This window comes from Duganella fentianensis (assembly GCF_009857835.1).
Lineage (GTDB): Bacteria > Pseudomonadota > Gammaproteobacteria > Burkholderiales > Burkholderiaceae_D > Rugamonas > Rugamonas fentianensis.
On sequence record NZ_WWCL01000002.1, the window covers coordinates 940,702 to 960,190 of the forward strand.

General features: G+C 55.2%; 31 protein-coding genes. 23 read left to right on the forward strand and 8 right to left on the reverse strand.

What is annotated here, in order from left to right; all coding sequences use genetic code 11:
• Positions 1–149: 149 nt before the first annotated feature.
• From GTP23_RS11975 to GTP23_RS12000, 6 genes are read right to left on the reverse strand one after another with little or no spacing between them, the layout of a single operon-like run.
• A complete protein-coding gene (locus tag GTP23_RS11975; RefSeq protein ID WP_161035319.1) occupies positions 150–1,814 on the reverse strand; it encodes an AMMECR1 domain-containing protein in 1,665 nt (554 codons plus the stop codon).
• A complete protein-coding gene (locus tag GTP23_RS11980) occupies positions 1,807–2,469 on the reverse strand; it encodes a phosphoribosyltransferase family protein (RefSeq protein ID WP_161035320.1) in 663 nt (220 codons plus the stop codon). Before GTP23_RS11980 ends, GTP23_RS11975 begins: the two co-directional genes overlap by 8 nt.
• Positions 2,466–3,455 (reverse strand): class I SAM-dependent methyltransferase, encoded by a 990-nt coding sequence (locus tag GTP23_RS11985; RefSeq protein WP_161035321.1) that lies wholly within the window; start codon positions 3,453–3,455, stop codon positions 2,466–2,468. The genes GTP23_RS11980 and GTP23_RS11985 overlap by 4 nt, the downstream gene beginning before the upstream one ends.
• Positions 3,443–4,162 (reverse strand): hypothetical protein, encoded by a 720-nt coding sequence (locus tag GTP23_RS11990; protein WP_161035322.1) that lies wholly within the window; start codon positions 4,160–4,162, stop codon positions 3,443–3,445. The genes GTP23_RS11985 and GTP23_RS11990 overlap by 13 nt, the downstream gene beginning before the upstream one ends.
• Positions 4,149–5,045 (reverse strand): MbnB/TglH/ChrH family RiPP precursor modification enzyme, encoded by an 897-nt coding sequence (locus GTP23_RS11995; RefSeq protein ID WP_161035323.1) that lies wholly within the window; start codon positions 5,043–5,045, stop codon positions 4,149–4,151. The genes GTP23_RS11990 and GTP23_RS11995 overlap by 14 nt, the downstream gene beginning before the upstream one ends.
• Positions 5,046–5,053: 8 nt before the next feature.
• Entirely contained in the window at positions 5,054–5,320 is a 267-nt protein-coding gene (locus tag GTP23_RS12000; protein ID WP_161035324.1) for a hypothetical protein, read from the reverse strand.
• Positions 5,321–5,943: 623 nt separating this feature from the next.
• Here GTP23_RS12000 and GTP23_RS12005 point away from each other — a divergent pair.
• Genes GTP23_RS12005 through GTP23_RS12015 form a run of 3 tightly spaced genes read left to right on the forward strand, consistent with a single transcriptional unit; the run spans position 5,944 to position 8,363 of the window.
• On the forward strand, positions 5,944–6,159 hold the full coding sequence (locus GTP23_RS12005; RefSeq protein ID WP_161035325.1) for a hypothetical protein: 216 nt from the start codon (positions 5,944–5,946) through the stop codon (positions 6,157–6,159).
• Positions 6,160–6,204: 45 nt separating this feature from the next.
• Positions 6,205–7,611, forward strand: a complete 1,407-nt coding sequence (locus tag GTP23_RS12010) for a radical SAM/SPASM domain-containing protein (RefSeq protein ID WP_161035326.1) — start codon at positions 6,205–6,207, stop codon at positions 7,609–7,611.
• Positions 7,608–8,363 (forward strand): LpxL/LpxP family acyltransferase, encoded by a 756-nt coding sequence (locus tag GTP23_RS12015; RefSeq protein WP_161035327.1) that lies wholly within the window; start codon positions 7,608–7,610, stop codon positions 8,361–8,363. The genes GTP23_RS12010 and GTP23_RS12015 overlap by 4 nt, the downstream gene beginning before the upstream one ends.
• 82 nt (positions 8,364–8,445) lie before the next feature.
• Here GTP23_RS12015 and GTP23_RS12020 read toward each other — a convergent pair whose 3' ends face one another.
• Positions 8,446–8,787 (reverse strand): hypothetical protein, encoded by a 342-nt coding sequence (locus GTP23_RS12020; protein ID WP_161035328.1) that lies wholly within the window; start codon positions 8,785–8,787, stop codon positions 8,446–8,448.
• Between the two features lie 235 nt (positions 8,788–9,022).
• Between GTP23_RS12020 and GTP23_RS12025 the strand changes: the two genes are divergently transcribed.
• The 20 genes from GTP23_RS12025 (at position 9,023) to GTP23_RS12120 (ending at position 18,880) form a co-directional block, all read left to right on the forward strand.
• Positions 9,023–9,241 carry a hypothetical protein gene (locus GTP23_RS12025; protein ID WP_161035329.1) on the forward strand — a complete coding sequence of 73 codons (219 nt, stop codon included), beginning with the start codon at positions 9,023–9,025 and terminating at the stop codon, positions 9,239–9,241.
• Complete coding sequence (locus GTP23_RS12030) at positions 9,238–9,390, forward strand: hypothetical protein (protein WP_161035330.1); 153 nt, start codon at positions 9,238–9,240, stop codon at positions 9,388–9,390. Before GTP23_RS12025 ends, GTP23_RS12030 begins: the two co-directional genes overlap by 4 nt.
• A gap of 2 nt (positions 9,391–9,392) precedes the next feature.
• Positions 9,393–9,656 (forward strand): hypothetical protein, encoded by a 264-nt coding sequence (locus GTP23_RS12035; protein ID WP_161035331.1) that lies wholly within the window; start codon positions 9,393–9,395, stop codon positions 9,654–9,656.
• A 178-nt stretch (positions 9,657–9,834) separates the two neighbouring features.
• Complete coding sequence (locus tag GTP23_RS12040) at positions 9,835–10,293, forward strand: hypothetical protein (protein ID WP_161035332.1); 459 nt, start codon at positions 9,835–9,837, stop codon at positions 10,291–10,293.
• Positions 10,293–12,095 (forward strand): replication endonuclease, encoded by a 1,803-nt coding sequence (locus tag GTP23_RS12045; protein ID WP_161035333.1) that lies wholly within the window; start codon positions 10,293–10,295, stop codon positions 12,093–12,095. Before GTP23_RS12040 ends, GTP23_RS12045 begins: the two co-directional genes overlap by 1 nt.
• Positions 12,096–12,097: 2 nt before the next feature.
• The gene (locus GTP23_RS12050) at positions 12,098–12,241 is read left to right on the forward strand and encodes a hypothetical protein (protein ID WP_161035334.1); all 144 of its coding nucleotides are present in this window, start codon (positions 12,098–12,100) and stop codon (positions 12,239–12,241) included.
• Between the two features lie 6 nt (positions 12,242–12,247).
• Positions 12,248–12,424, forward strand: a complete 177-nt coding sequence (locus GTP23_RS12055; RefSeq protein ID WP_161035335.1) for a hypothetical protein — start codon at positions 12,248–12,250, stop codon at positions 12,422–12,424.
• A gap of 333 nt (positions 12,425–12,757) precedes the next feature.
• A complete protein-coding gene (locus GTP23_RS12060) occupies positions 12,758–13,255 on the forward strand; it encodes a hypothetical protein (protein ID WP_161035336.1) in 498 nt (165 codons plus the stop codon).
• Positions 13,233–13,853, forward strand: coding sequence for a hypothetical protein (locus tag GTP23_RS12065; RefSeq protein ID WP_161035337.1), 621 nt, complete (start codon positions 13,233–13,235; stop codon positions 13,851–13,853). Before GTP23_RS12060 ends, GTP23_RS12065 begins: the two co-directional genes overlap by 23 nt.
• Positions 13,854–13,947: 94 nt before the next feature.
• The gene (locus GTP23_RS12070; protein WP_161035338.1) at positions 13,948–14,106 is read left to right on the forward strand and encodes a hypothetical protein; all 159 of its coding nucleotides are present in this window, start codon (positions 13,948–13,950) and stop codon (positions 14,104–14,106) included.
• 10 nt (positions 14,107–14,116) lie between these two features.
• Entirely contained in the window at positions 14,117–14,941 is an 825-nt protein-coding gene (locus GTP23_RS12075) for a major capsid protein P2 (RefSeq protein WP_161035339.1), read from the forward strand.
• A 9-nt stretch (positions 14,942–14,950) separates the two neighbouring features.
• Positions 14,951–15,235: a hypothetical protein gene (locus GTP23_RS12080; RefSeq protein ID WP_161035340.1), complete on the forward strand. Its 285-nt coding sequence runs from the start codon at positions 14,951–14,953 to the stop codon at positions 15,233–15,235.
• Positions 15,235–15,525, forward strand: coding sequence for a hypothetical protein (locus GTP23_RS12085; protein WP_161035341.1), 291 nt, complete (start codon positions 15,235–15,237; stop codon positions 15,523–15,525). The genes GTP23_RS12080 and GTP23_RS12085 overlap by 1 nt, the downstream gene beginning before the upstream one ends.
• Before the next feature lie 10 nt (positions 15,526–15,535).
• Positions 15,536–16,135, forward strand: a complete 600-nt coding sequence (locus GTP23_RS12090; RefSeq protein WP_161035342.1) for a hypothetical protein — start codon at positions 15,536–15,538, stop codon at positions 16,133–16,135.
• Between the two features lie 9 nt (positions 16,136–16,144).
• Positions 16,145–16,912, forward strand: coding sequence for a hypothetical protein (locus GTP23_RS12095; RefSeq protein WP_161035343.1), 768 nt, complete (start codon positions 16,145–16,147; stop codon positions 16,910–16,912).
• Positions 16,913–16,915: 3 nt separating this feature from the next.
• Positions 16,916–17,491 (forward strand): transglycosylase SLT domain-containing protein, encoded by a 576-nt coding sequence (locus GTP23_RS12100; RefSeq protein WP_161035344.1) that lies wholly within the window; start codon positions 16,916–16,918, stop codon positions 17,489–17,491.
• A complete protein-coding gene (locus GTP23_RS12105; protein WP_161035345.1) occupies positions 17,488–17,928 on the forward strand; it encodes a hypothetical protein in 441 nt (146 codons plus the stop codon). Before GTP23_RS12100 ends, GTP23_RS12105 begins: the two co-directional genes overlap by 4 nt.
• On the forward strand, positions 17,925–18,197 hold the full coding sequence (locus tag GTP23_RS12110) for a hypothetical protein (RefSeq protein ID WP_161035346.1): 273 nt from the start codon (positions 17,925–17,927) through the stop codon (positions 18,195–18,197). The genes GTP23_RS12105 and GTP23_RS12110 overlap by 4 nt, the downstream gene beginning before the upstream one ends.
• Before the next feature lie 147 nt (positions 18,198–18,344).
• On the forward strand, positions 18,345–18,734 hold the full coding sequence (locus GTP23_RS12115; protein WP_161035347.1) for a hypothetical protein: 390 nt from the start codon (positions 18,345–18,347) through the stop codon (positions 18,732–18,734).
• The gene (locus GTP23_RS12120) at positions 18,731–18,880 is read left to right on the forward strand and encodes a hypothetical protein (protein ID WP_161035348.1); all 150 of its coding nucleotides are present in this window, start codon (positions 18,731–18,733) and stop codon (positions 18,878–18,880) included. Before GTP23_RS12115 ends, GTP23_RS12120 begins: the two co-directional genes overlap by 4 nt.
• Before the next feature lie 41 nt (positions 18,881–18,921).
• Here GTP23_RS12120 and GTP23_RS12125 read toward each other — a convergent pair whose 3' ends face one another.
• Positions 18,922–19,296 (reverse strand): hypothetical protein, encoded by a 375-nt coding sequence (locus GTP23_RS12125; protein ID WP_161035349.1) that lies wholly within the window; start codon positions 19,294–19,296, stop codon positions 18,922–18,924.
• Between the last annotated feature and the right edge of the window lie 193 nt (positions 19,297–19,489).

Genomic DNA, 19,489 nt, shown 5'->3' on the forward strand with positions numbered 1-19,489 from the left:
ATTCATGCGCGCGCCGCTAAGTAACTGATTTGGCGGGGAAGTGTGGTTGCATTCCTTTTGGCGTAGCAAGGCATCGTAAAAACAGGCGACAGTCTGAAAGTAGTCGAGGCGTTCTGTGGCGATAGCCCGTCGGGGAGATAACCGGGCCTTCAAGCGGACACTCTAGCCGCTTGGTCCAGTGCCGCCGCCAGACAGGTGCCGAGGTGCATGGTGTAGTCGCATCGCAGGTCGAAGGAGGCGAGATCGCGCCGCACGCCTCCTACGGCGATCTCGGGGCAGCGCAGCAAGAAGGTTTGCCTGGGTTCGATCACCAGCTTTGCGAGAAAGCGCAATCCAGAGCTAGCTACGTGACGTCGCGCCGCCGCCCCAGCATGATCTCCTAGTTGCGTGCGCATCCGCGCCGATGCCAGCACCGCCTCGGTAAAGAGTGCAGTAAGGAAGGATGGCGGTCGGCCGCCATATGGAGCTTCTTCCACGTTGTAGCCGCCTATCCACTCGGGAGGACTGGTATCCTCGCCTCTCTGCTGCAGGATGAGCCGATCGACTAGCCGGTCCGCAAACTGGATGATTTCCGGGGCCGGGATATGGCTGGCTAGAGCGCACCAGGCCTTGGCATGCCAGGCCAGAAAGAACGCAGAGGCTCCCGAATCGGCGGCACTTACATAGCGTGGTAGGGCCCTGGTGATCGCAACGCCAAGGTCGGCAGTCCAGACGCAGGGTTGGGCCAGCGCCAGCAGCGCTTGTGGTGGCCCAAAATCGTCATGCGTGGGTGGCTCGTCGGGAGCCAGTCCACTGGCAAACGATCCGTCGCGACGCTGCGCCGCCAATAGCACCGCACGCAGCTCGGTAATCCGCATAGTTCGTCGTGGCGAGGCCGGCAGTGCTGCATAGGCAAGCAGCGCCATTGCCACAGTGCCGAGTAAGGGCGGCTTTTTTGTTTCTTGGCGAGTGTCCCAAACCTTATGGCGTTCGATCCAGCTTTCCCCATTTTCCGCAGCGGTAAGCAGATCCTGCTTCAGGTGGCGCAACTGGGTGCACTGTGCCAGTCGTGCCAGCGCCAAGGTGCAGCCTATCAGGCGCACCGGGTGTTCTGCCAGTTCCGGCAGCTGATTCTTTACAGGGTCCAGTGCATAAAGATAGCTCCCGTCAACTCGTTGGAGTCCCGCCAGGTGAGCTCCGATCGATGCCGATAGCTCGACCAGGCCGGGTGTGCTGAAGGGCAGTGCGATGAGTCCGTCTAGTTCACAGGGCTCATAGCCGGGGCTGCCCTGGGCAAAATGACGCCAGTGGGTACAAAAAAGTCGTGCCTGGGTGCGCGATTCGGTGGAAAAGAGCCGTGCTTTCCGGTAAAGACGTTCGAGTAAATCCTGGGAATCTGTTATACGGCGTTCTATGGCGACGGCGGGCAGAAAGAAAGCGCTACGCCCTGCGCCTTCGACGGCTACCCCCGTCTTTCCCCATAGCATGGCGTCGGTCAAACCAGGTACCGCTTCTTTTCTAGTTTGTAACCAGACTTCAACGTGGACGCTGGCCAGCTCCTTGCGGCTAATTGGCCGGCGGCGCGTATCGGCCAAAGCCCGGCGAGTAGCTACGCGAATAGCCTCTCGCCAGCTGCCGGCGCTGCCAGACCAGCACCCCCGTACATGGCCGCGCCAACGTAGGGTCACGCAAGCAAGTCTTGTTTCGGCGCCAGCAGCGGCATCCAGTATGACGGGAACGGAATTCTCAAACGCTTCATGCATGGCTGTGCGCGCCGTTTCAATGATGGCCGCGGGAACGAGCGGAATGTCGGCAAGCCAGACAAGTTTAGCCATGAACCTGATCCGGTGAAGGGGGGCGTTGTTTCAGTTCCCAGACGACCTGCCTGGACGAGGCAACATTCCAAACGGTGGTTTGTTCAAGGCTCTGGCGCTGGCAATGGCTCAATCTGGCGAGGCTATGCGAGGCTATTCCCCGTGCCAAGAGCGCGGCACGCCCAGTTCTCCAGCTGAATTCGAATACAGGAAAGGCTGCCGCAGTGGCGTAGCCTTCCGCTTTCAGTACTTCAGCGACCCGGATCATGGTCGTCCCCGAGGCAAGGATATCGTCCACAATTGCGACGGGTTGGTCACGGCTGAGCGCTCCCTCGATTTGTTCGCGGAAGCCATATGGCTTGCGCCGCTCCCGGACTATGCCACCGCGGATGTCGTGTCCGCAAGCCACCAGACCGCCTACCAGCAAGCCCGCTGCGGCACCGGCACCGACCACTTGATGCACGCCGGTAGCTTCGAGCTGCCTTAGCAGCAGTGCGCAGACGGCACGAAGGTGTGCACTTCGTGCAAGTGGACGCCTAAGGTCGAGTGCCCAAGTGCCTGGGCGACCGTCCTGACGGAAAGAAGCTCGATCGCGGAAGTGGAAATAGCTCTCTTGGTAAAGCTGCACCAGGAAGGCTTCGGCACCCTCAGGCACATCTAGCAGTCGGTGCATCATGCGTTCACCTCCACAGGCTGGGCAACGACTATGTCGGTGAACTGGGTTATCCCCGCCAGGCTGCGGTCAACGCGCCGGGCAAGTCGCCGAACTCCGGCTGCCGAGTATATGGCGTCCCAGTCTTTCAGATTCGCAGGCGGCAGGCCTTGCCCCGAAAACACTTGTATGAGGTCGTGGCTAAGCGTCTGGACTGAACCATTGGCGGCGCCCGCCGACGTGCCCAACTGGCTCAGATATTCTGAAATGACGATTTGCGCCTCTTGATAAGTGCTGGCGATGGCAGAGAGAAGGCGAACCGGTTCGGTACCCTCTGCAAAGCTTCCGTTGAGGACACTACGTAATACCACGGTATCGAATGGTGCGTGAGCTGTTGGTGGGCACTTTGCCAGCTGTAAAAGGCTGGCTACAGAAACTGTAATACGATCAGATAGTCGTTGCTCCAGCACTAGTTCTCGCGCGAGCGCCACCATATTGACATCATTATCCACCGCCAGCCCTGAAACGGAGGTGTCTTGCACCGCCAAAGCACGCAGCACGGGCGCGCTACCGCAACCGATTTCAAGTACATTGCGTGGCCTGAGTTCGGCAAGGAGCGATACTAGCTGAGAAGGGGCTCGACGAGCTAATTGCCTATAAGCCAGAGCGAGCAAGCCAGTTTCCGTATTGGAAACGCCTGGGCGCGTGACGCATGCGTTATAGGCGCCAAGAAATTTAAGCATACGGAAGCGTGCTGTATCTGAACTTTTAAGGAAGTCTGATAGTGCTACCTGCCCGTAGCTATCTAGTTGGATCAGGCCGGAATAGCGAACGGTGTAGTGGAGTGCGGCGTCGAAGATGTGAGGCTCCATATTGCAGGTTGCCGCTAGTTCCTTTTTAGGCGCACCTCGAGACAGTGCATCGTAGAGGCCAGCCTCCAGCATTCGGCCTACCAGCGCGAAAGCAAAATAGCGCCCAATGGCCATATCCAACTCGTCTATGTTTTCCATATTCGTTCCATGGTGATGTAGCCATCGGCGCAGAGGCTTTCTAAGAACGGTGCAAGATCGGAGGAATACGCACTAGCTCCAGCGGGAATGCAGGCACTCGCACGATCGTTTGCCCATGCCCGGGAGAGGGCCGCTATCATCGCCGCGCCTTGTACCAATCGGTATTGGCCGGGCAGATACAAGCCGAGGACAGTAGCGCAGCTGTTCGGACACAGCGCGGCACCTTCCGCTTGATCCGGAGGTGCATCGTAGGGCTCTACCGTAAGGTCACGTGCAAAGCGAAAACGGCTACCGGGAGTAGCTGCTATATGCACCTTAGGACGTGCAATACTCTGTGTGTCGGCCGAGATTAAATGAAGCTCGTGTCGTGCCACACCACTCACTCTCACATCGACAGGAAACTCTGCCTGGCATAAGTATTCGAGAAAGCGTCGGGTTCTTGCGCGCTGAGTGCCTTCAAACGCCGAGAGCGGGGAGTCGGCGCCATAGTCGGCGAAGGCCTTTAACAAAAATCCGGTTCGTTCCAGACGCGCGGCCGTATGTGGCGCCATGGTCCAGATAAAGGAGTGTTTGACGCGCAAAATGAGTCCGCGGAATAGCTGTATTCGGCGCAATGTCTCCGGGGCCATATCCGCTGTTTCGACACCAATTGGTTCTGCAATCAGGGCAGCGAGCCGGCTAGTTTCGATAGCGTTAGCGATATGCATATTCCACCGTTTGCCGCACCCGTTCTAACTGTGTAATCACCGCTTGATCGGGAAAGGCACTAATCCAGTTATATTCCAAGGTGAGCGCTTGGACTTGCCCGCCAGACAGTGCCAAGGGCAGCAGACTCAGAACTTCATCCGGAACGCTAGTTGCGTGATTGTCCCAGCTCACGCCTTCTGCGAAATTAATGCCTGAGACATGGAGTTGTGTTACGCGCTCAAGGGGCAGGGTGTTTAGCGCCGTTTCAGGCGAGTAGCCCAAGTTACGCGCCGATATGACCAGGTGGCTTAGGTCGAGCAGCATTTCTGCCGAACTTTGGCCGAGAATAAGCTGGAAGAACTGACTCTGGCTGATGTCGGAACCCGGCGGAAGGAAATAGAGCGGAGAGTTTTCCAAAAGAATGCGTCTACCGATGTGGCTACCTATCGTGTCAGCGCGTCTTGCCACATGGTTAGCCACGTCGGCATTCATCGGAGGCGGGACGGTAAACCCCGTTTCAAACGGCGGCAAAGTAGCATCGTCCAGGCGCGGCGCTGCCACATAGGCAACGTGTTCGCTAATCCAAGGTACTTGCAAACGATGGGCCCAGTCAGCCAGAGAGCGCAGTTTGTACTCTGGTGTTGGCAGCGTCCCTGCAAGTGAGAGGCTGGCGCTATGCAGTAGCACCCGTTGCTTAGGAGGATCTCGCTCAAGCAATTCAGGCTGCGACTCTAATAGCTCAAAGGGTATCTCAAGGAAGTCGACCAAGCCGGCATGCGTGTCCGCAATACGTCGAGCACTAGGACTATACGCAAGTCCAACTCCTATCCACGTGCGGTCTTCCGGCTGCGCATATCTGTCCGATGCATGCGCAGCCCCGTACGTTGAGAAGGTCGTTGTCATGATCCCGACTAGTCGATGTCGTAACCACCACCGTCGCCACCATCTCCGCCATCTCCGCCATCTCCGCCATCTCCGCCATCGCGATTGAATCGTTCTCCGTGCACTGGCTCGAACGACATGTCTTTAGGGAAATCACGGATACGCATTTCACCAAACCGGAAACGAATCGTTCCCTTTTGTTCCAGGCATTCAATCGCCTTTTTTATGTCATCGTCAGCAACCTGAAAGACTACATCACTGTCTACGATGTCCACGCGAGTCTGCTTCACTGCCATGTCGAATCCCCCTAATGATTAATGCATTACGGAAAGGCCACCTGAACTGAACGACTACTTATCATTATTACATCATGGAAGGGAGCGTTGCACAATCTTAAACATTTTTTAGTCATGCAGGATTCAACACAGCGGATGGGCACGGGACGGGTTGAGCCACAACATTTCATAGGCGAGACTAGACAAATTGATGGGCTCTATAGCTTGTGCCTTGCATTTGTAAAGTTGTTGTTTTATTGATTATTTTAAGTTTTAGCTATTTCATAGAGTTCGAAGTGAGACTTCTTGAGCGTTTACCGAAGTTGTCTATAGGAATCCAAATTCGGGCACTTTGGGTGCTGGACTGCCGGTAGCCTATGAGGCCGAGCTTACAGCTGCGATTTTTTAGATAGCGGTTCGCCCATCCGCTTAAGTAGGCCAGATGAGCATAAGTGGACACCACGACAGATATTGCCAGCTCAACGCTCAAGTCTAGTTTCTAACCGGGGATGTGAAAAATTGTGATAATTGAAGCTGAAAATTGTAGCACTTTATTCATCTTGACTTCCCAACAATATCGTACAGACTCCATAGGGCTTTTGCGCCACTTTTTTAGACAGCGTACTCAACAGAGGAGGTTAATTATGGGCAAGCACTATAACGTTTCAATCGATGTCGAGATGCCGGACGGAATTTCTGAAGAAGAAGTAGGGAAACGAATTGAGGCTGCGTTGGCGGCGCAAAAAATCAAGCACCCAAATTTTGGCGAAGTCACCATAAAGACCATCGATAAACTGAAGTCCGCTGGGGGCGTAGGGGGGTATGACAGTCGTTTATGGGAAAAAACCACCTGTGCATAGTGTATATAAAAAATAGTCTATTGATAGCCAAAGGGGGAGGGCCAAATGCTGCGATCCGGTATTGCCAAATTTGTGCCGCATCAGACTTTAGCGGTTTCCGATGGTGTAGCAGTTTTGGCCCGAAACTCTAGCGCTTGGGCGGTCATGTCGGACTGCGACTACGAATTGACCGTCCAGTTTCTTAAGCATGGTGTACGTATCGAGGAACTCTCCGCCGCGGAAAGCATCATAATAGAAAAGATGTGGGACTGTGGTTTATTGTTAATCGATGCGCAACCCATTTCTTCATCTATTGCAAAGAAGACGAATGTTCCAAGCTCGCTGTTATTGAAAGTTACAGGTACCTGTAACTTTGCCTGCACCTATTGCTATGATTTTGAAAAAGATCGCTTCTCCAAACAATTAAGCGGGGAACGCGTTAAAGAAACTATCTCCTTTCTTTTAGATCAGCGCGATGATCTTACAATAACCTTTCACGGAGGCGAACCGCTATTGCGTTTCGGCCTGATTAAGGAGATTGTAGATTATGCCATGTTGCTGGCTAAAGAAAATAGGAAAATTGTTCGTTTCGCCATCCAGACAAATGGATCGCGATTCACGAAGGAGGTGATCGCCTTCTTGGAGGAGCATAGCTTTTCTATTGGCATATCATTGGATGGCCCGGATGAGTCGTCCAATTCTCTACGAGTAGTTAGGAAGGGAAATAGCGCACTCGCGTGTTTCAAAGAACTGTTAAAAAATCACGGTAAGTTTGCGCGTGAGCGATGCGGGCTACTGGCTGTGGTTTCCGCCGTTTCCTTACCAAGGATTCCAGATTTTGCTCGCTGGTTACAGATTGAAAAAGTACAGAGCTTATCATTCTCATTTTTGGATAATGCTGGCGCTGCTTTAACATCAGATAATAATAAATTATCGGTCGAGGAGGTGATTGGTCTCTTCAAAAAATTATTATTCATGATCGAGAACGGAGATATATGGGAGCTTGAATTAAAAAGCTTGTTAAGCAGAATTGATAATTTGAATCGACTTGTGCCTAAGGATTTTTGCCATAAGGGACCGTGCGCAGCATCGGATGACTTTCTGGTGCTGGATGCCGAGGGAAGGTATAGAACGTGTGATTGCGTCTACGACAAATTTTTTGAGATGGGTGAGCCTGGGGCTGAAGCTAGGACGATCATGATCAATCCCGCGAGGAGTTTAGTCGAGGAACGTCATCACAGACTTGGTTCAGTTGGTCAATGCAAGACTTGCCCTCTGTTTGGTCTCTGCGGAGGAACGTGCGTTGCAAAGGCAATTGCTTCCAACGGCGTTGCAGACTCGGTAGATCCAATTGAATGTGCAATTTCAAAATTCATCTATCCATTTATGATTGATGAGTATATGAAGCCTACGAGCAAGATTGTTGAATATTATCGTTATCATCAAGGGCGCCGGCAGGGAGCTTTGCAATGAGCAATTGGCTCACCGAAATTCGATCGCAACACGACTCAGCTAAAAAATCCGAGCTTGCTCGCGGCTTCGCATCACAGGAAAAATTCTTGATGCGTAAAGCATACTGGTGTTATTGCAACTGTTTCCCGCCACCAGATCAAATACATTTTGAGAGATTTCAGGAAGATCAAATCAATGCGATATCAGAATTTTATCTTTCTGCTGAAAAGACTTCGTTGCGCACCAATGATATTGGTTCACCGGATCGTCCGATGGCGAAACAATTATTTTTTAGCTGGCATTACCCAAGATTTCCCGAGTTTTTATTTTCATTATCCGAATACGGTTGTGTCGTACTTTTGGCGGATATGCCGCCCTGGTTAAATTTCCCGAAAGAGCATTGCATATTGTTTAGAAATGGTGCGAGAGAAACGAGAATGCTCATAAAAGCATTGAATGCGGGGGCACCAATATTTTTCATGCTGGACTATTGTTATGACGGAACTCGGTCGGTCGAAAGTGATTTCCTCGGTCAAAGATGTAAAACGCCAAGTGGCATAGTAGAGCTTGCGCTGAGGTACTCGTATTGCATAAATTTTATTCCTGCAAACGTGAGCATTAGTGATGCTAATTTCGAGTCAGTTGCTCTGGAATCAAATGTAGGCAATGTAATTAACGCAATGAATAAGTGTATTGAGCAGGATTTGCTGAAAAATCCGACTTCATGGTTGCTATGGCCGTCATTAGATCGCCGGTGGGTCAATTATCGATAGTGTTTGGAGCGTATATAGGTCGCATAACAGTCTGAACATCTATAATTTCGCATAATTTATAGTTTGCTAATCCGGCCTTTTACTACCTATTGGCGCATGAAACAGAGGCTACATGCGGGCCGTAGCCCAATAGGAGGTTACGAAAAGACTCGGAAAATTTTTCCATCATACCCATCATTCCAGTCCATGCAGATCGGGCTTCTGGGGACTTTGCGCGTTCGATATGCATATCGACAAGAACGCGCCATGCTTCCAATCCGCACAAGGATGCAACGCGCATAGCCACTTCATCGCTAAATACATCAGCGTTCTTGCGGTAGCGGCTAAGTTGCTGTTTTGATAGGCCAAGCGGGCCTTGCAAAGCGTAGTCTGACGGTAAATTCAGTTCGCCTCGGACTTTATCGAGGTATTCAGATGGTTTCAAAGTGCTCTCCTCAGGGCGTGGACCGCGTAGAAAAAACGGTATAGCGGAAGGGTAGTCCATAGTCTACAGATTCGCAACCAGTCCATAATCTGTTGACTCGTCCATAGTCGATAGACTATATTCCTCTCGTCGGGCGGATTTTCTCCGCCCTCCTCAGGCAAAACGCGCAATGCGAACCGCCCGACATACCGCCTGAGGGGTAACAAGTTACGGAAAACAGCCTGAGGAGGTCGTAATGTCTGAAGCAAATTCTTACAAAGATTGCAATTCGCTTACTTTTACTTTCACGCAGGAAGAGGTACACGCGCTGGCGGGGGCAATGCTTGCCGGGGCTGTAAAGATCAGTGCTCAAGCATGTTCAGCCCTGAGGGAAGGCGACGAGGGCAAGGCAAACAGACTTCTCGATATGGGCGATGTGTTCATGTCGGCACATGAAAAGCTGGTGCGCCAATGAGCCGCGCCGCCCATTGGAAGCGCATAGGCACGCCAGCGCGTGAGGCGCGTCTGGCCGCGTTCGCTGAAAACCTGTTGGCCTGCATCGCCAGCGCCGCGCTGATCGCGCTGCCTGCCGTGCTGGATGCCGCTGGCTGGCTGCGGGGCTGATCGTGCGCCACGCTGACGACACCATTACCGGCGAACTGCCCGGCATTAAGCCACTTCCAGCGCCGCGCAAACCGCGTGCGAAAAAGTACGCCACGCTGGCCGAAAAACAGGCCGCATACCGCGCCCGCAAGGGCGTTACCGCCATCACTGTGACGCTACCTGATGCGCTGGCCGCTGAGTTCAAGCAGTGGCTGGCCGCAAAGGGCAAGACTGCATCGCCAGTGATCGAAAAGCTGATACAGACGCAACTCTTACGGAAGCGCTGACTATGACTGATAACGTTCTGTATGTAGATTTTCGGCCTGTGCCAATGCTGCCAAAGCCACATTTGGTCTTTTCGTTTGGTTTGTGGTGGTGCTTCCCTTCCATGGGGGCGTCGGTCTGCTACGTTGGCATTACGCCTGCTGACGCATATAAAAATATGTGCTTCGAGCGGGGCTGGCAATGAAAACCCTGTCCCCTGAACTGGCGGCGGTGGCCGCTGCCGCTTACCCTCTGCTCAATCCTGCCGAACTGGCGACAAAAGCCATGTGCGACCAGATCGCGGCGGCGACGGCGCATATCAAGACGGTGCCGCGTGAGTTGCGCATGGAGCGCGGCGCGGAGGCGGTGGCGGCGGTGGCATCGCTGGCCGATATGGAAGCGGTGCGGGCCAAGTTCTGGCATGACGCGCCGTTGCCTGCCCGCATGGTGGCCTGCATGGCCGCTGGCATCAAGAAAGAACGGGCAGGGGACAACCTGAACACGTTCAATTGCCTAGAGCGTGGCCGCGTGCATGTGGCCCTGCAAAAGCTCTGTATCCAGCTGACGCAGATTCAGCGCTGCATGACGGGCGGCGCAATGCCTGCTGGCCGTGCCGCTGGTGCGCTGGACCATGGCGCAGGCATCGCGGGGCTGCACTGATGATTCCGTTTGATTGGGTTGAACCAGCGCCGCCAGTCCTGCGGGGCGTGCCGCGCCGCATGGCCCGCGCCGTCGAAAAGTCGTTCGGCATCGCGTCCCCGAAAAATGAAATGATCGAGGCGCTTGCGTGGGACGATCAGCGGGTGCCGCTGGCGATTGATGGCGTTCAGGTGGGGGAGGGTGCGCTACACCATGCGGCGGAAGCGGCGGCGCGTGAGTGCTACGCCATCTGCGGGCGCGTCAAAACGGCTGAGGCCGTGCTGATCGCTATTGGCATGGTATGCCGTCGCCGTGGCGTGCCGCTGCCGCGTGGCCGCGAACTGGCCGAAGTGATCGCCCGCGCCGTGGATAAGGGCTGGTGGCTGCGCCAGATTCGCACCGAATGGAAGCGCCGCTTCGAGCATGTGTCGATCATGCTCGGCCTGACCTACGTGAAAACCGATCCGTACATCAGCCGCGAAGTGGCGATGGTGCAGGCGGCCCGCAATCGTGAGAACGAGGAACTGCTGGCCAGCTGCACGGCCACAAACGAGAACGGCCAGACCTACACGCTGGCCGAACTGGCCGCGCTCGGCATGGGGAACAAAACCCTGCGCCGGGGCGAACTCATGACGCGCATTCGGGGCTTTGAAGAAATCGCTAGCGACATGCGCCATGTAGGCATGTTCTGGACGATTACCTGCCCGTCGAAGTTCCACAGCGTGGGCGGCACAAACGCGAAGTATCAAAAGGCGGGCTGTCCTACGCCACGCGATGCGCAGGCCTATCTCGTGGCCGTTTGGGCGCGTATGCGTGCCGCCCTGCACCGGCAGGGTATCCAGCCGTACGGCTTCCGCATCGCTGAACCTCATACGGATGGTTGCCCGCATTGGCACATGCTGCTCTTCGTCGCGCCTGAACACGCTGAGGCCATGAATGCAGTGATCCGTGCCTATGCGCTGGAAGAGGACGGCGACGAGGACGGCGCGGCCCGCAATCGCTGCAAGCTGGTCCAGATCGAGGCGGGCAAGGGCACGGCGGCGGGCTACATCGCAAAGTACGTCGCCAAAAATATCGATGGCTTCGGCGTCGGGGATCACAAAACCAAAGAGAACGGAACAACCTATGTCATTGCGCCAGATGTATTCGGGAATATGGAAATTAGCGCATCACAGCGCGTCACTTACTGGTCGCAGGTTTGGGGGATACGACAATTTCAACAGATCGGTGGCGCACCTGTGGGCGTATGGCGAGAACTGCGCCGCGTACAGGTTGAAGCTGTTGCGAATGCGCCGGAAGCGGTGCGGGCTGCGCACGCCGCATGTCAGAAAATCGAATCGGACGATCCTGTAATAGCAAAGCAGGCTAGCTTTGCCGACTATATGAAGGCGCAAGGCGGCGCTACGGTGGGCCGTGACGCCGCAATCAAGATAGCTAACAAGCTGGTAAGCATCACGGGCCGTTACGCGACGTATGAGGCTAAAAAGCCGGTTGGTGTGTACGCCTCGGCGCAGCCTGATGCGGTTTATGAGGGTGTGCATTACCGCTGGGAGATATCGCGTCGGGGTGAGTCGTCGGGGGTGGCCTTTGCTGTTCCTCGGACTGGTGTAAATAACTGTACGGATGGCGCAGTCAAGCGGCCATTCTGGGAGGGTGCTAAGGCGTCGTCGGCGGATCGTGGCGCTGATTGGGAATACCGGAAAAATCGCCCGGTGAGCCCTGCACCTGAAATTGTGGCGATGTACGAGAAATACCGTCAGCGGCATGACGGTGAGCCGTCCGCGCATCTGGCCTATCTGATGAAGAAATACCCAAGGGAGTAACCATGTACGAAAAAATCAAGGCGGCGCTCAAGCTGGCGGTGTTCCTGCCGCCTAGCGTCAAGGCGTTGCTGCTTGAGATCGGTGAGGAGTTAGACCGCCTTCGCGCCGAAGTGGATTCTATGCGGTCAAAAATCGAAAAGGAGTAACAAACTATGTTTCAAGTAATGCAGGGTGTAATCGTGACCAATGAGGCGTTGGAGCATCATGGTCAGGCGGGCTATGTGACCAAAGCGGTGGACGAATACGATAAGACCAGCAAGGTGCTGGTGCGAATGGACTCGGACAACGAAGAGTACGAGTTCGATCAAACCGATATTCGGGCGCTGTAAGACTATGGCCGCAGTCAAAATCAAGTTAGGCCGCATCGCTTGCCCATGCTGCGGCCATTCGATCCTGCTGAAAAAAAACGAGGCCGGGACGCTGACAATTCAGTGTGACGAGTGCGACGTTTCAGCGTTCGCCAAAAAGGGAACGGCGGCGGCGGCTAAGTGGTCGGCGCAACTGCCTAGGTCAGCGCCTGAAAGCGTGCCTAAGGCAAGCTCTCAGGAGCCTGCCGAAGAGCCTGAAAAAGCGCCGCAGGAGCCAGCGCCTAAGCCGGTGCCTAGAATCTTGCCTAAGGCATCGCCGTTTGATGTTCTGGGCAGTTTTGGTAAGGGGGCGTGATGAGTGCTGAACTGCAAGCGCTGGCGATGCAAGCCAGCCAAATAGACGGCGAACAGGCGGCGGCATCGCCTGAGGCCATACAGGCGGCGCAGGAAGAGCAGGCGGCTATGGGGCTGGCTGAACAGAATGCGGGCGCTGTGGCGATGATTCTGGGCACTGCTGTGCCGATCCTGAGCAAGCTCTATCCTTCGCTGGCCGATGTCTATACAGAGGATGCATGTCAGTCCATCGTGGCGTCGGTGTCACCGGTTCTGGCAAAGCATGGTGTAGACCTGTCGCAGTGGGGAGGGGCGTACAAGGAAGAAATCGGCGCGGCCATGGTGTGCGTGCCTATCGCATGGGCGACGGTGCAGGCCGTCAAGCATGACGTTGAGGCGCGGGAGGCGGCTAAACAGCCGCAGGCCATCGGCCAGCAAAAGACGGCGGCACAGCAAAGGGCGCTAGTGCCAGGCGATTACGGGTATGTGGAACCAGATGCAAACCAATCAATCCAATAGCGCCGATGTCATCGCGGTAATCGGCGCGACGGGTTCGGGAAAGGGCGTATACATAAAAAACTACGCTTTGAAGAAATCCGATAAGCGCCTGCTGATCTGGGATTACATGCGGGAGTATGGCTCCTTTGTGGACCTGTCCACAGAGGCGCTTGCGCCAGTTATACAGTCCATGACCGCGCAGCAGTTTAGAACGGCGTTCCTGCCGTCGTTTGATGACAAGGTACGCAAACAGCAGTTCGATCTGTTTTGCAAGGCGGCTGTGCACGCCGGAAACCTGCGGCTGGTGGTGGAAGAACTGGCGTTTGTTACGTCGCCATCCTTCGCGCCTGCTGGCTGGAAAATGGTTTCATCCGTGGGGCGGCATAAGGGGTTGCGAGTCATCGGTGCCAGCCAGCGGCCCGCGCAGGTCGACAAAGCATTCTGGTCAAACTGCACCGAAATTCATTGCGGCTTCCTGAATTACGAGGCGGATCAAAAAGTGATGGCGCAAGTGTTAGGCGTAACAATCTCCGATATACAGGGGCTTGAGCCGTTGCAGTACATACACAAAAACGTACGAACAAAAAAAATAACCATGGGGCGGGTCAAGGTTCCTTAGGGAGCGTGCCTAAGGCACGAATTTTGTGTGGCAGTCGCAGAAAAACGAAAGTGGGTTCGTCTTACCGAACTCACTTTTTTTTATGGGACTGAATATGTCGCAAACCGAAATGACCAAACTGGCTATGGCTCTGGGCCTGTGCTACGCCGCATACAAATTCGTCGGCAATCCGCTGGTAAAAGCTGCCGCCGTGAGCGTGGGCGCTGTCATCGTCGCCCGCAAAGCGCCGATCCTGTCTAACGTGATGGCTTAAGGGGTACGCAATGGGTGCACGTATCCGTACTTATGCCTTCCAGAATGTTGTAGCGTCCGGCATTGCTACGCTGGACTGCAATAGCCTGCTGGGCTTCACCATCGAGCGCCTGATTTTGCAATTGGGCGGCACGACTTTCACCAAGTCGATGATTACGCTGATCCAGCTGAAAGCGAACGGCAAGATCATTTACGAGACCAGCGGCCCGCGTCTGGACTCGCGCAATCAGTATCGCGGCATCACTGCCAATGCCAACTTCCTGACCATCGATTTTGCCGAAATCCGCGCAAAAACCGAACTCGGCCAGAATCTGGGCGCAATCGATACCACACAGGGCATCAGCAATCTGAAACTGGAAGTGACCATCAGCGGCGCTACGGCTCCAACTCTGGTTGGCTTCGCGGAAGTGAACAGTCCGCAGATGGACCCAGCGCAGGCTTCTACCGCTGGCCTGATCGCTAAAGTACATGCCACTACGCTGACCATCGGCGCGGCTGGTACTTTCTCGATTCCGGTTCCGCATCTGGCGCCAGCTGACGGCGGCTCGATCTTCAAGCGTATCGCGTTCTTCTCGTCCAACATGACCGCGCTGGTTATCAAGAAATCCGGCATCGTGATCGAGGACAGTGTTAAGGCGTTGAACGACTTCAACCAAGGCGAGTATCGCAAGGTGCCGCAGGCCGGTCTGTACGTGGCTGACTTCATCATTGATGATGTTCAGTCGCAGGTGCTGAATACCCGTAACGCGCAAACCATGGAGGTGCTGGGCACGTTCAGCGCGGGCGAGACTATCACTATCGAGGCTGAACTGCTGGAACCGCTGGGCGCGTTCTAAGGGGGCGTCATGGACGAAACCCAAAGCAAAGGCTCCAACTGGGATGCATGGACGCAAGCGGTACTTGGCAACGCGATCAATGCTGCAATTGATCGCGTAGCGGCTCGGCCTCAGTTGGGCAGTGATCCGTCGCAGGCATACGGCATTGACGAACGAGGCAATATCTATCGCCTTGGTCAGACCAATGCGCAGATCAGCGCGCAGGTTCAAACCAACAAAGCCGGGACTGTGGCGGGACTGCCAGTCTGGCTGATCGTTGGCGCGGTGGTCCTGTTCGCAATCGAGGCGAAATAATGGCGGCGGCTCCTACTGATCCATGGAGCGCCGGTTTTATGGCGCTAGGCAGCGTAGCCAAGGCGGCGGGGCCAGCTGGTCCGTCGTCGGCAATCTCCACGGCTGCATTCGACAATTCCGGCTTCACTGTGAACGTGGGCGGCGGCTCGGCATCGAGCAATAAAACGGCGCTGCCGTCGCCTGTGCAAACCATGCAGGCGGCAGCAGTGCATGTTGGTGGCCTGCTGTCGAATCCGGCAACTGTGATACTGGTAGGGCTGGCGCTCTTCCTGTATCTAAAGCACAAATAACGGGGTAACTATGGGCTTATTTGGCGGTGGTAATAGCTCTAGCTCTACCACAAACAACAATTACGATCAGCGGCAGGTAATCACTACCACGACTGATAACTATGATTTTTCGGATAACTCGCAGCATGACAACTCCGATCGTAGTACGAAAATTGATAACTCGTGGTCTGTCGATAACAGTGTAACGACGCTGCTTGACGGCGGGGCAATATCGGGGATTGCGGATATTGCTACGCAGATGGCGGGGCTTGCGGGCAAGGCTGTAAATGGAGCCAATCAGCAGGTATTGGCCGGGTATGACTATGCCGATCACATTTTTGATGGCGGCATGTCATTTGTCAATCGGGCGCTGAGTTCGTCGCAGGATGCCTTTGAGCGTGCCGCGCAAATGAGTCAAGACACGTTGGTGACGGCGCAGGCGGCGTTCCAAAAGGCGGGCCAGCAGGCGGATACGGCTACATCAATGGCAATGGCGCAGCAGCAGGCCGCACAAAGGGACGTTGCGGCGGCATACGCTGATGCTAAAGGGACGACTGCATCGCAGACGAAAATTCTTTATGCCGTGCTGGCTGTGGCTGCGCTGATGGCGCTGGCAACCATGCACAAATAAGGGGAAATCATGCAATACGATATACAGCTTGCGGTGGGCGAGTCAAAGCGCTATGAGGTGGTTGGCACGTTCTTTCGTTTCAAGTCGCTGACTGGTTCGGTGACGGTTACGACGAGTAAGGGGCCTGTCTTTGACCTGACTGCAGGGCAGGGGGTGCGCGGGCTGAACTTTACCGCGCTGACGATCAAAAATACCTCCGGCGCGGCAAATTCGGGCGTACTGCTGGCGGGTGATTTCGAATTCGTGGACTCGTCTGTGGTCGGGGCGGTTTCGGTACTCGGGACGGCAAACACAAACGCTACGGCGGTGGAAAAGTCTGCAAGGGTAATTGCAAACAATGACTGCTATTCGGGCGGGGTCGGGATACTGGCGACTGGCGGAAATTTCTGCAATGTCGGTATCAGTAATCCGGCTGGATCGGGCAAAAACGTGATCGTAGAAAGCGTGCGCCTGATTTCGGCAAGCGGCGGACTGACTGTACGTGGATACCTGAACACATTTAACAGTGCATTTAAGTCGGTCGCTCCCTGTACGAAAAAGACCGGTTCTAGCTCGCCAAATACGCGATTGTATGGCGAACAAAGCACGACGGCAGATTCAGCTGTCGCGGCACTAAATGGCGTGGTGTATGAGTCGCCGCTGGGCGTCGCATACACCGAAAAGGTGATAGCGCCGGATAAGCCTTATGTCCTGTTGCCAGGATATGCGCTTACCTTCACTTCTGTAAGCGTGGCAAATGCGCAAATGTGGGCGCATTTCGATTTCCGTGAGGAGTAACAAGTGCGTGATTTTGTTGTGGGCGCGGGGCTGGTGGCAGTGCTGGCTGGCGTCTGGTACATCGCACGGCGCGCAACGTCGCAGGAAGTGACGGCGGGCGACATGGAAGCAAACGCATTTACCGATACGGTGGACGAAATGAAAACGAAAATTACGGGCTGGCCTGCTGGCTCTGAACCATATCAAGACCTGATCCAGTCGGCGGCAGATGACTACGCCGTGCCGGTGCAGGTGCTGGCGGCGTTGCTCTGGAAAGAGTCGCGCTATAACCCTGCCATCGTGGACGGCAGCAAGCGCAGTCCTGTCGGTGCCATGGGCATCGCGCAGTTCATGCCAGCGACGGCGCGGCAGGAACTGGGCAGCGAATCGGCGGCACTGGACCCAGATCAGGCGGTGCCGGGTGCGGCCCGCTATCTGGCGAAGCTGTACCGCAGTACGGGCACGTGGGCGCAGGCGCTGGCGGCATATAACTGGGGCATCGGCAACGTGCAGCGCAAGGGGCTGGCGGCTGCGCCGGCAGAAACCGTGGACTACTACACGACTATTCTCGGCATGGCCGGACTGGATACCTACGCATGAGCAAAAATGTTCTCTTGGCCTGCGCCATCGGCGCGGCGGTGTGGCTGGTGGTGAGCAAGCAGGTAAAGACTAAGCCTACGGGTAGCGGCGCGGCCATGACCAATGCGGAAAAGCAGCAGTACGGCCTGATCTACACGCCTGAACAGCGCCAGACTGCAAACGTCAATGGCGATATGTGGACGCGCCTGTTAGGCGACGGCTGGCGCAACATGGTTAGCGCTCAAAACAGCGACGGGACGCGGAAAATGGTCGTCAACGATTGGGGGCAGGTAACGACTACCGACGGCAAGCCGATTGGTTCCGGTGATCCTGTGGCTGACATCATGAATGCGGACGGGGTGAACCTCACCATGCCGGTAAAAAACTACCTCGGCGGCCTGTCGCAGTATGACGGCTATATAACGCCATCGATTCTGCAATGGGAGCCTACGCAGTGAGCCTTACCAGTGACGTTATCGCGGTGGGCGTGGCCGGTGTCGTCATCGTGTTGGCTGGCTACCTCGCAAAAAAGAAGCTGGAAGAGATGAGCAATTCAGCGGTGCGCGCCGTCAAGGATGCGTGGGACGGCGCAGTAACAGCGACGAATGACACGGTGTTTGGTGAGGGCCAGACGATCAACTCCACCATACCGCTATACAACAAGGAACTGAAAAATCGTCCTGCTGATTACGATCCGGGCGACATAAACAGCGGGGCGATTTTCTGATGCACAAGAAAATGATAATTCTGGGAGTCCTGGCCGTGCTGGCCGTCGCCATGGTGACGAAAAAGAAGAGCCCGGCAGCACTCGCAAAAGACTACGTGATACCAAAAGACTTTGGCATCTTGGACCCTTCAACTTGGGATTAACGACATGGGCGGAATTCTATCTTTGATCTTTCCGGCGCTGGTGCCAGCGGTAACGGATGGTGCGCGGGCACTGGTGGCGAAAGTAACGGGCGGGACCGGCGCGCAGCCGCAAAACGTCGCTGAACAGATTCAGCTGATGCAGGCCCAGACTGATCGCGTAAAAGCGCTGTCGGAACTGGACAAGCTGCCGGACGGCGCTGATAAGTGGGTGGTCAACCTGCGCGGCGCTTTCCGGTATGTGGCTACTGGCGGCATCGTGGCGAGTGCCATAGTTGGCACTTTCTATCGCCTTGATCCGGTATTTCTGGCGCTCCTGTATGACATGGCCGGTGCGTCGATGTCGTTCATCATCGGGGAACGGATGTATCTGAATTTGCGCGGCGGTGCGAAGTGACCGTCGCGGAAGTGGTGCAGGCTTTAATGGGTGGCGGGATGCTGGCGCATGCTGGCTTACTGCTGAAATGGGTGATCCGCGTAGAAACACGGCTGGCCGTGATCGAATCGAAAACAGGGGGTAAAGATGACCAAAGCAAAGCATAAGGCGAAGAAACCGGCAAAGCGCCGCACTCCGCCACGCAAGGCTAACGGCCAGTTCCGCAAGCGGAAGTAGGCTCCAGGTCGAAGTCGTCAAGCCGCAAGTCCGTAAGGGTTTGCGGCTTTTTCTCTTTGAGGTTCGGCTTCGTGAGTTCGCCAATAGGTGTCACGACTGCCAGCGGTGGTCGTGCAATCTTGGGCAGATTGTTGAGTTCCAGCTGGCGGCAAAAGTTGGCGTGCTCGTTGCGCCATAAACGCATAATCTCCGGAACCCACCATGGCACGCGCTGTTTTGCGTTGAGCCAGTCGCGCACGGTGCGCTCGTCGCGGCGCAGTTGTTTAGCCAGCGCGGGGACGGTGTAGGCCATGGCATAGAATTGAAGTTCGGCGGGATTTCCGTATCTGAGGTTGGGATATCGCATAGGTTTGTCCTGAACAAAAAACAGCCGGTATTGTTGACCGGCTGTTAAAAAATCAAAGCGACGAGGAGAAGCGTTTTAGTGCTATTATTGCAACTTGCAATTTTCGTAAAACAAGGCCGGATTTCGCATAATTTATATTATGTAAAATCCGTTTTGGACTCACAGAGATTAAAGTGTCCCCTTTGCTGTATAA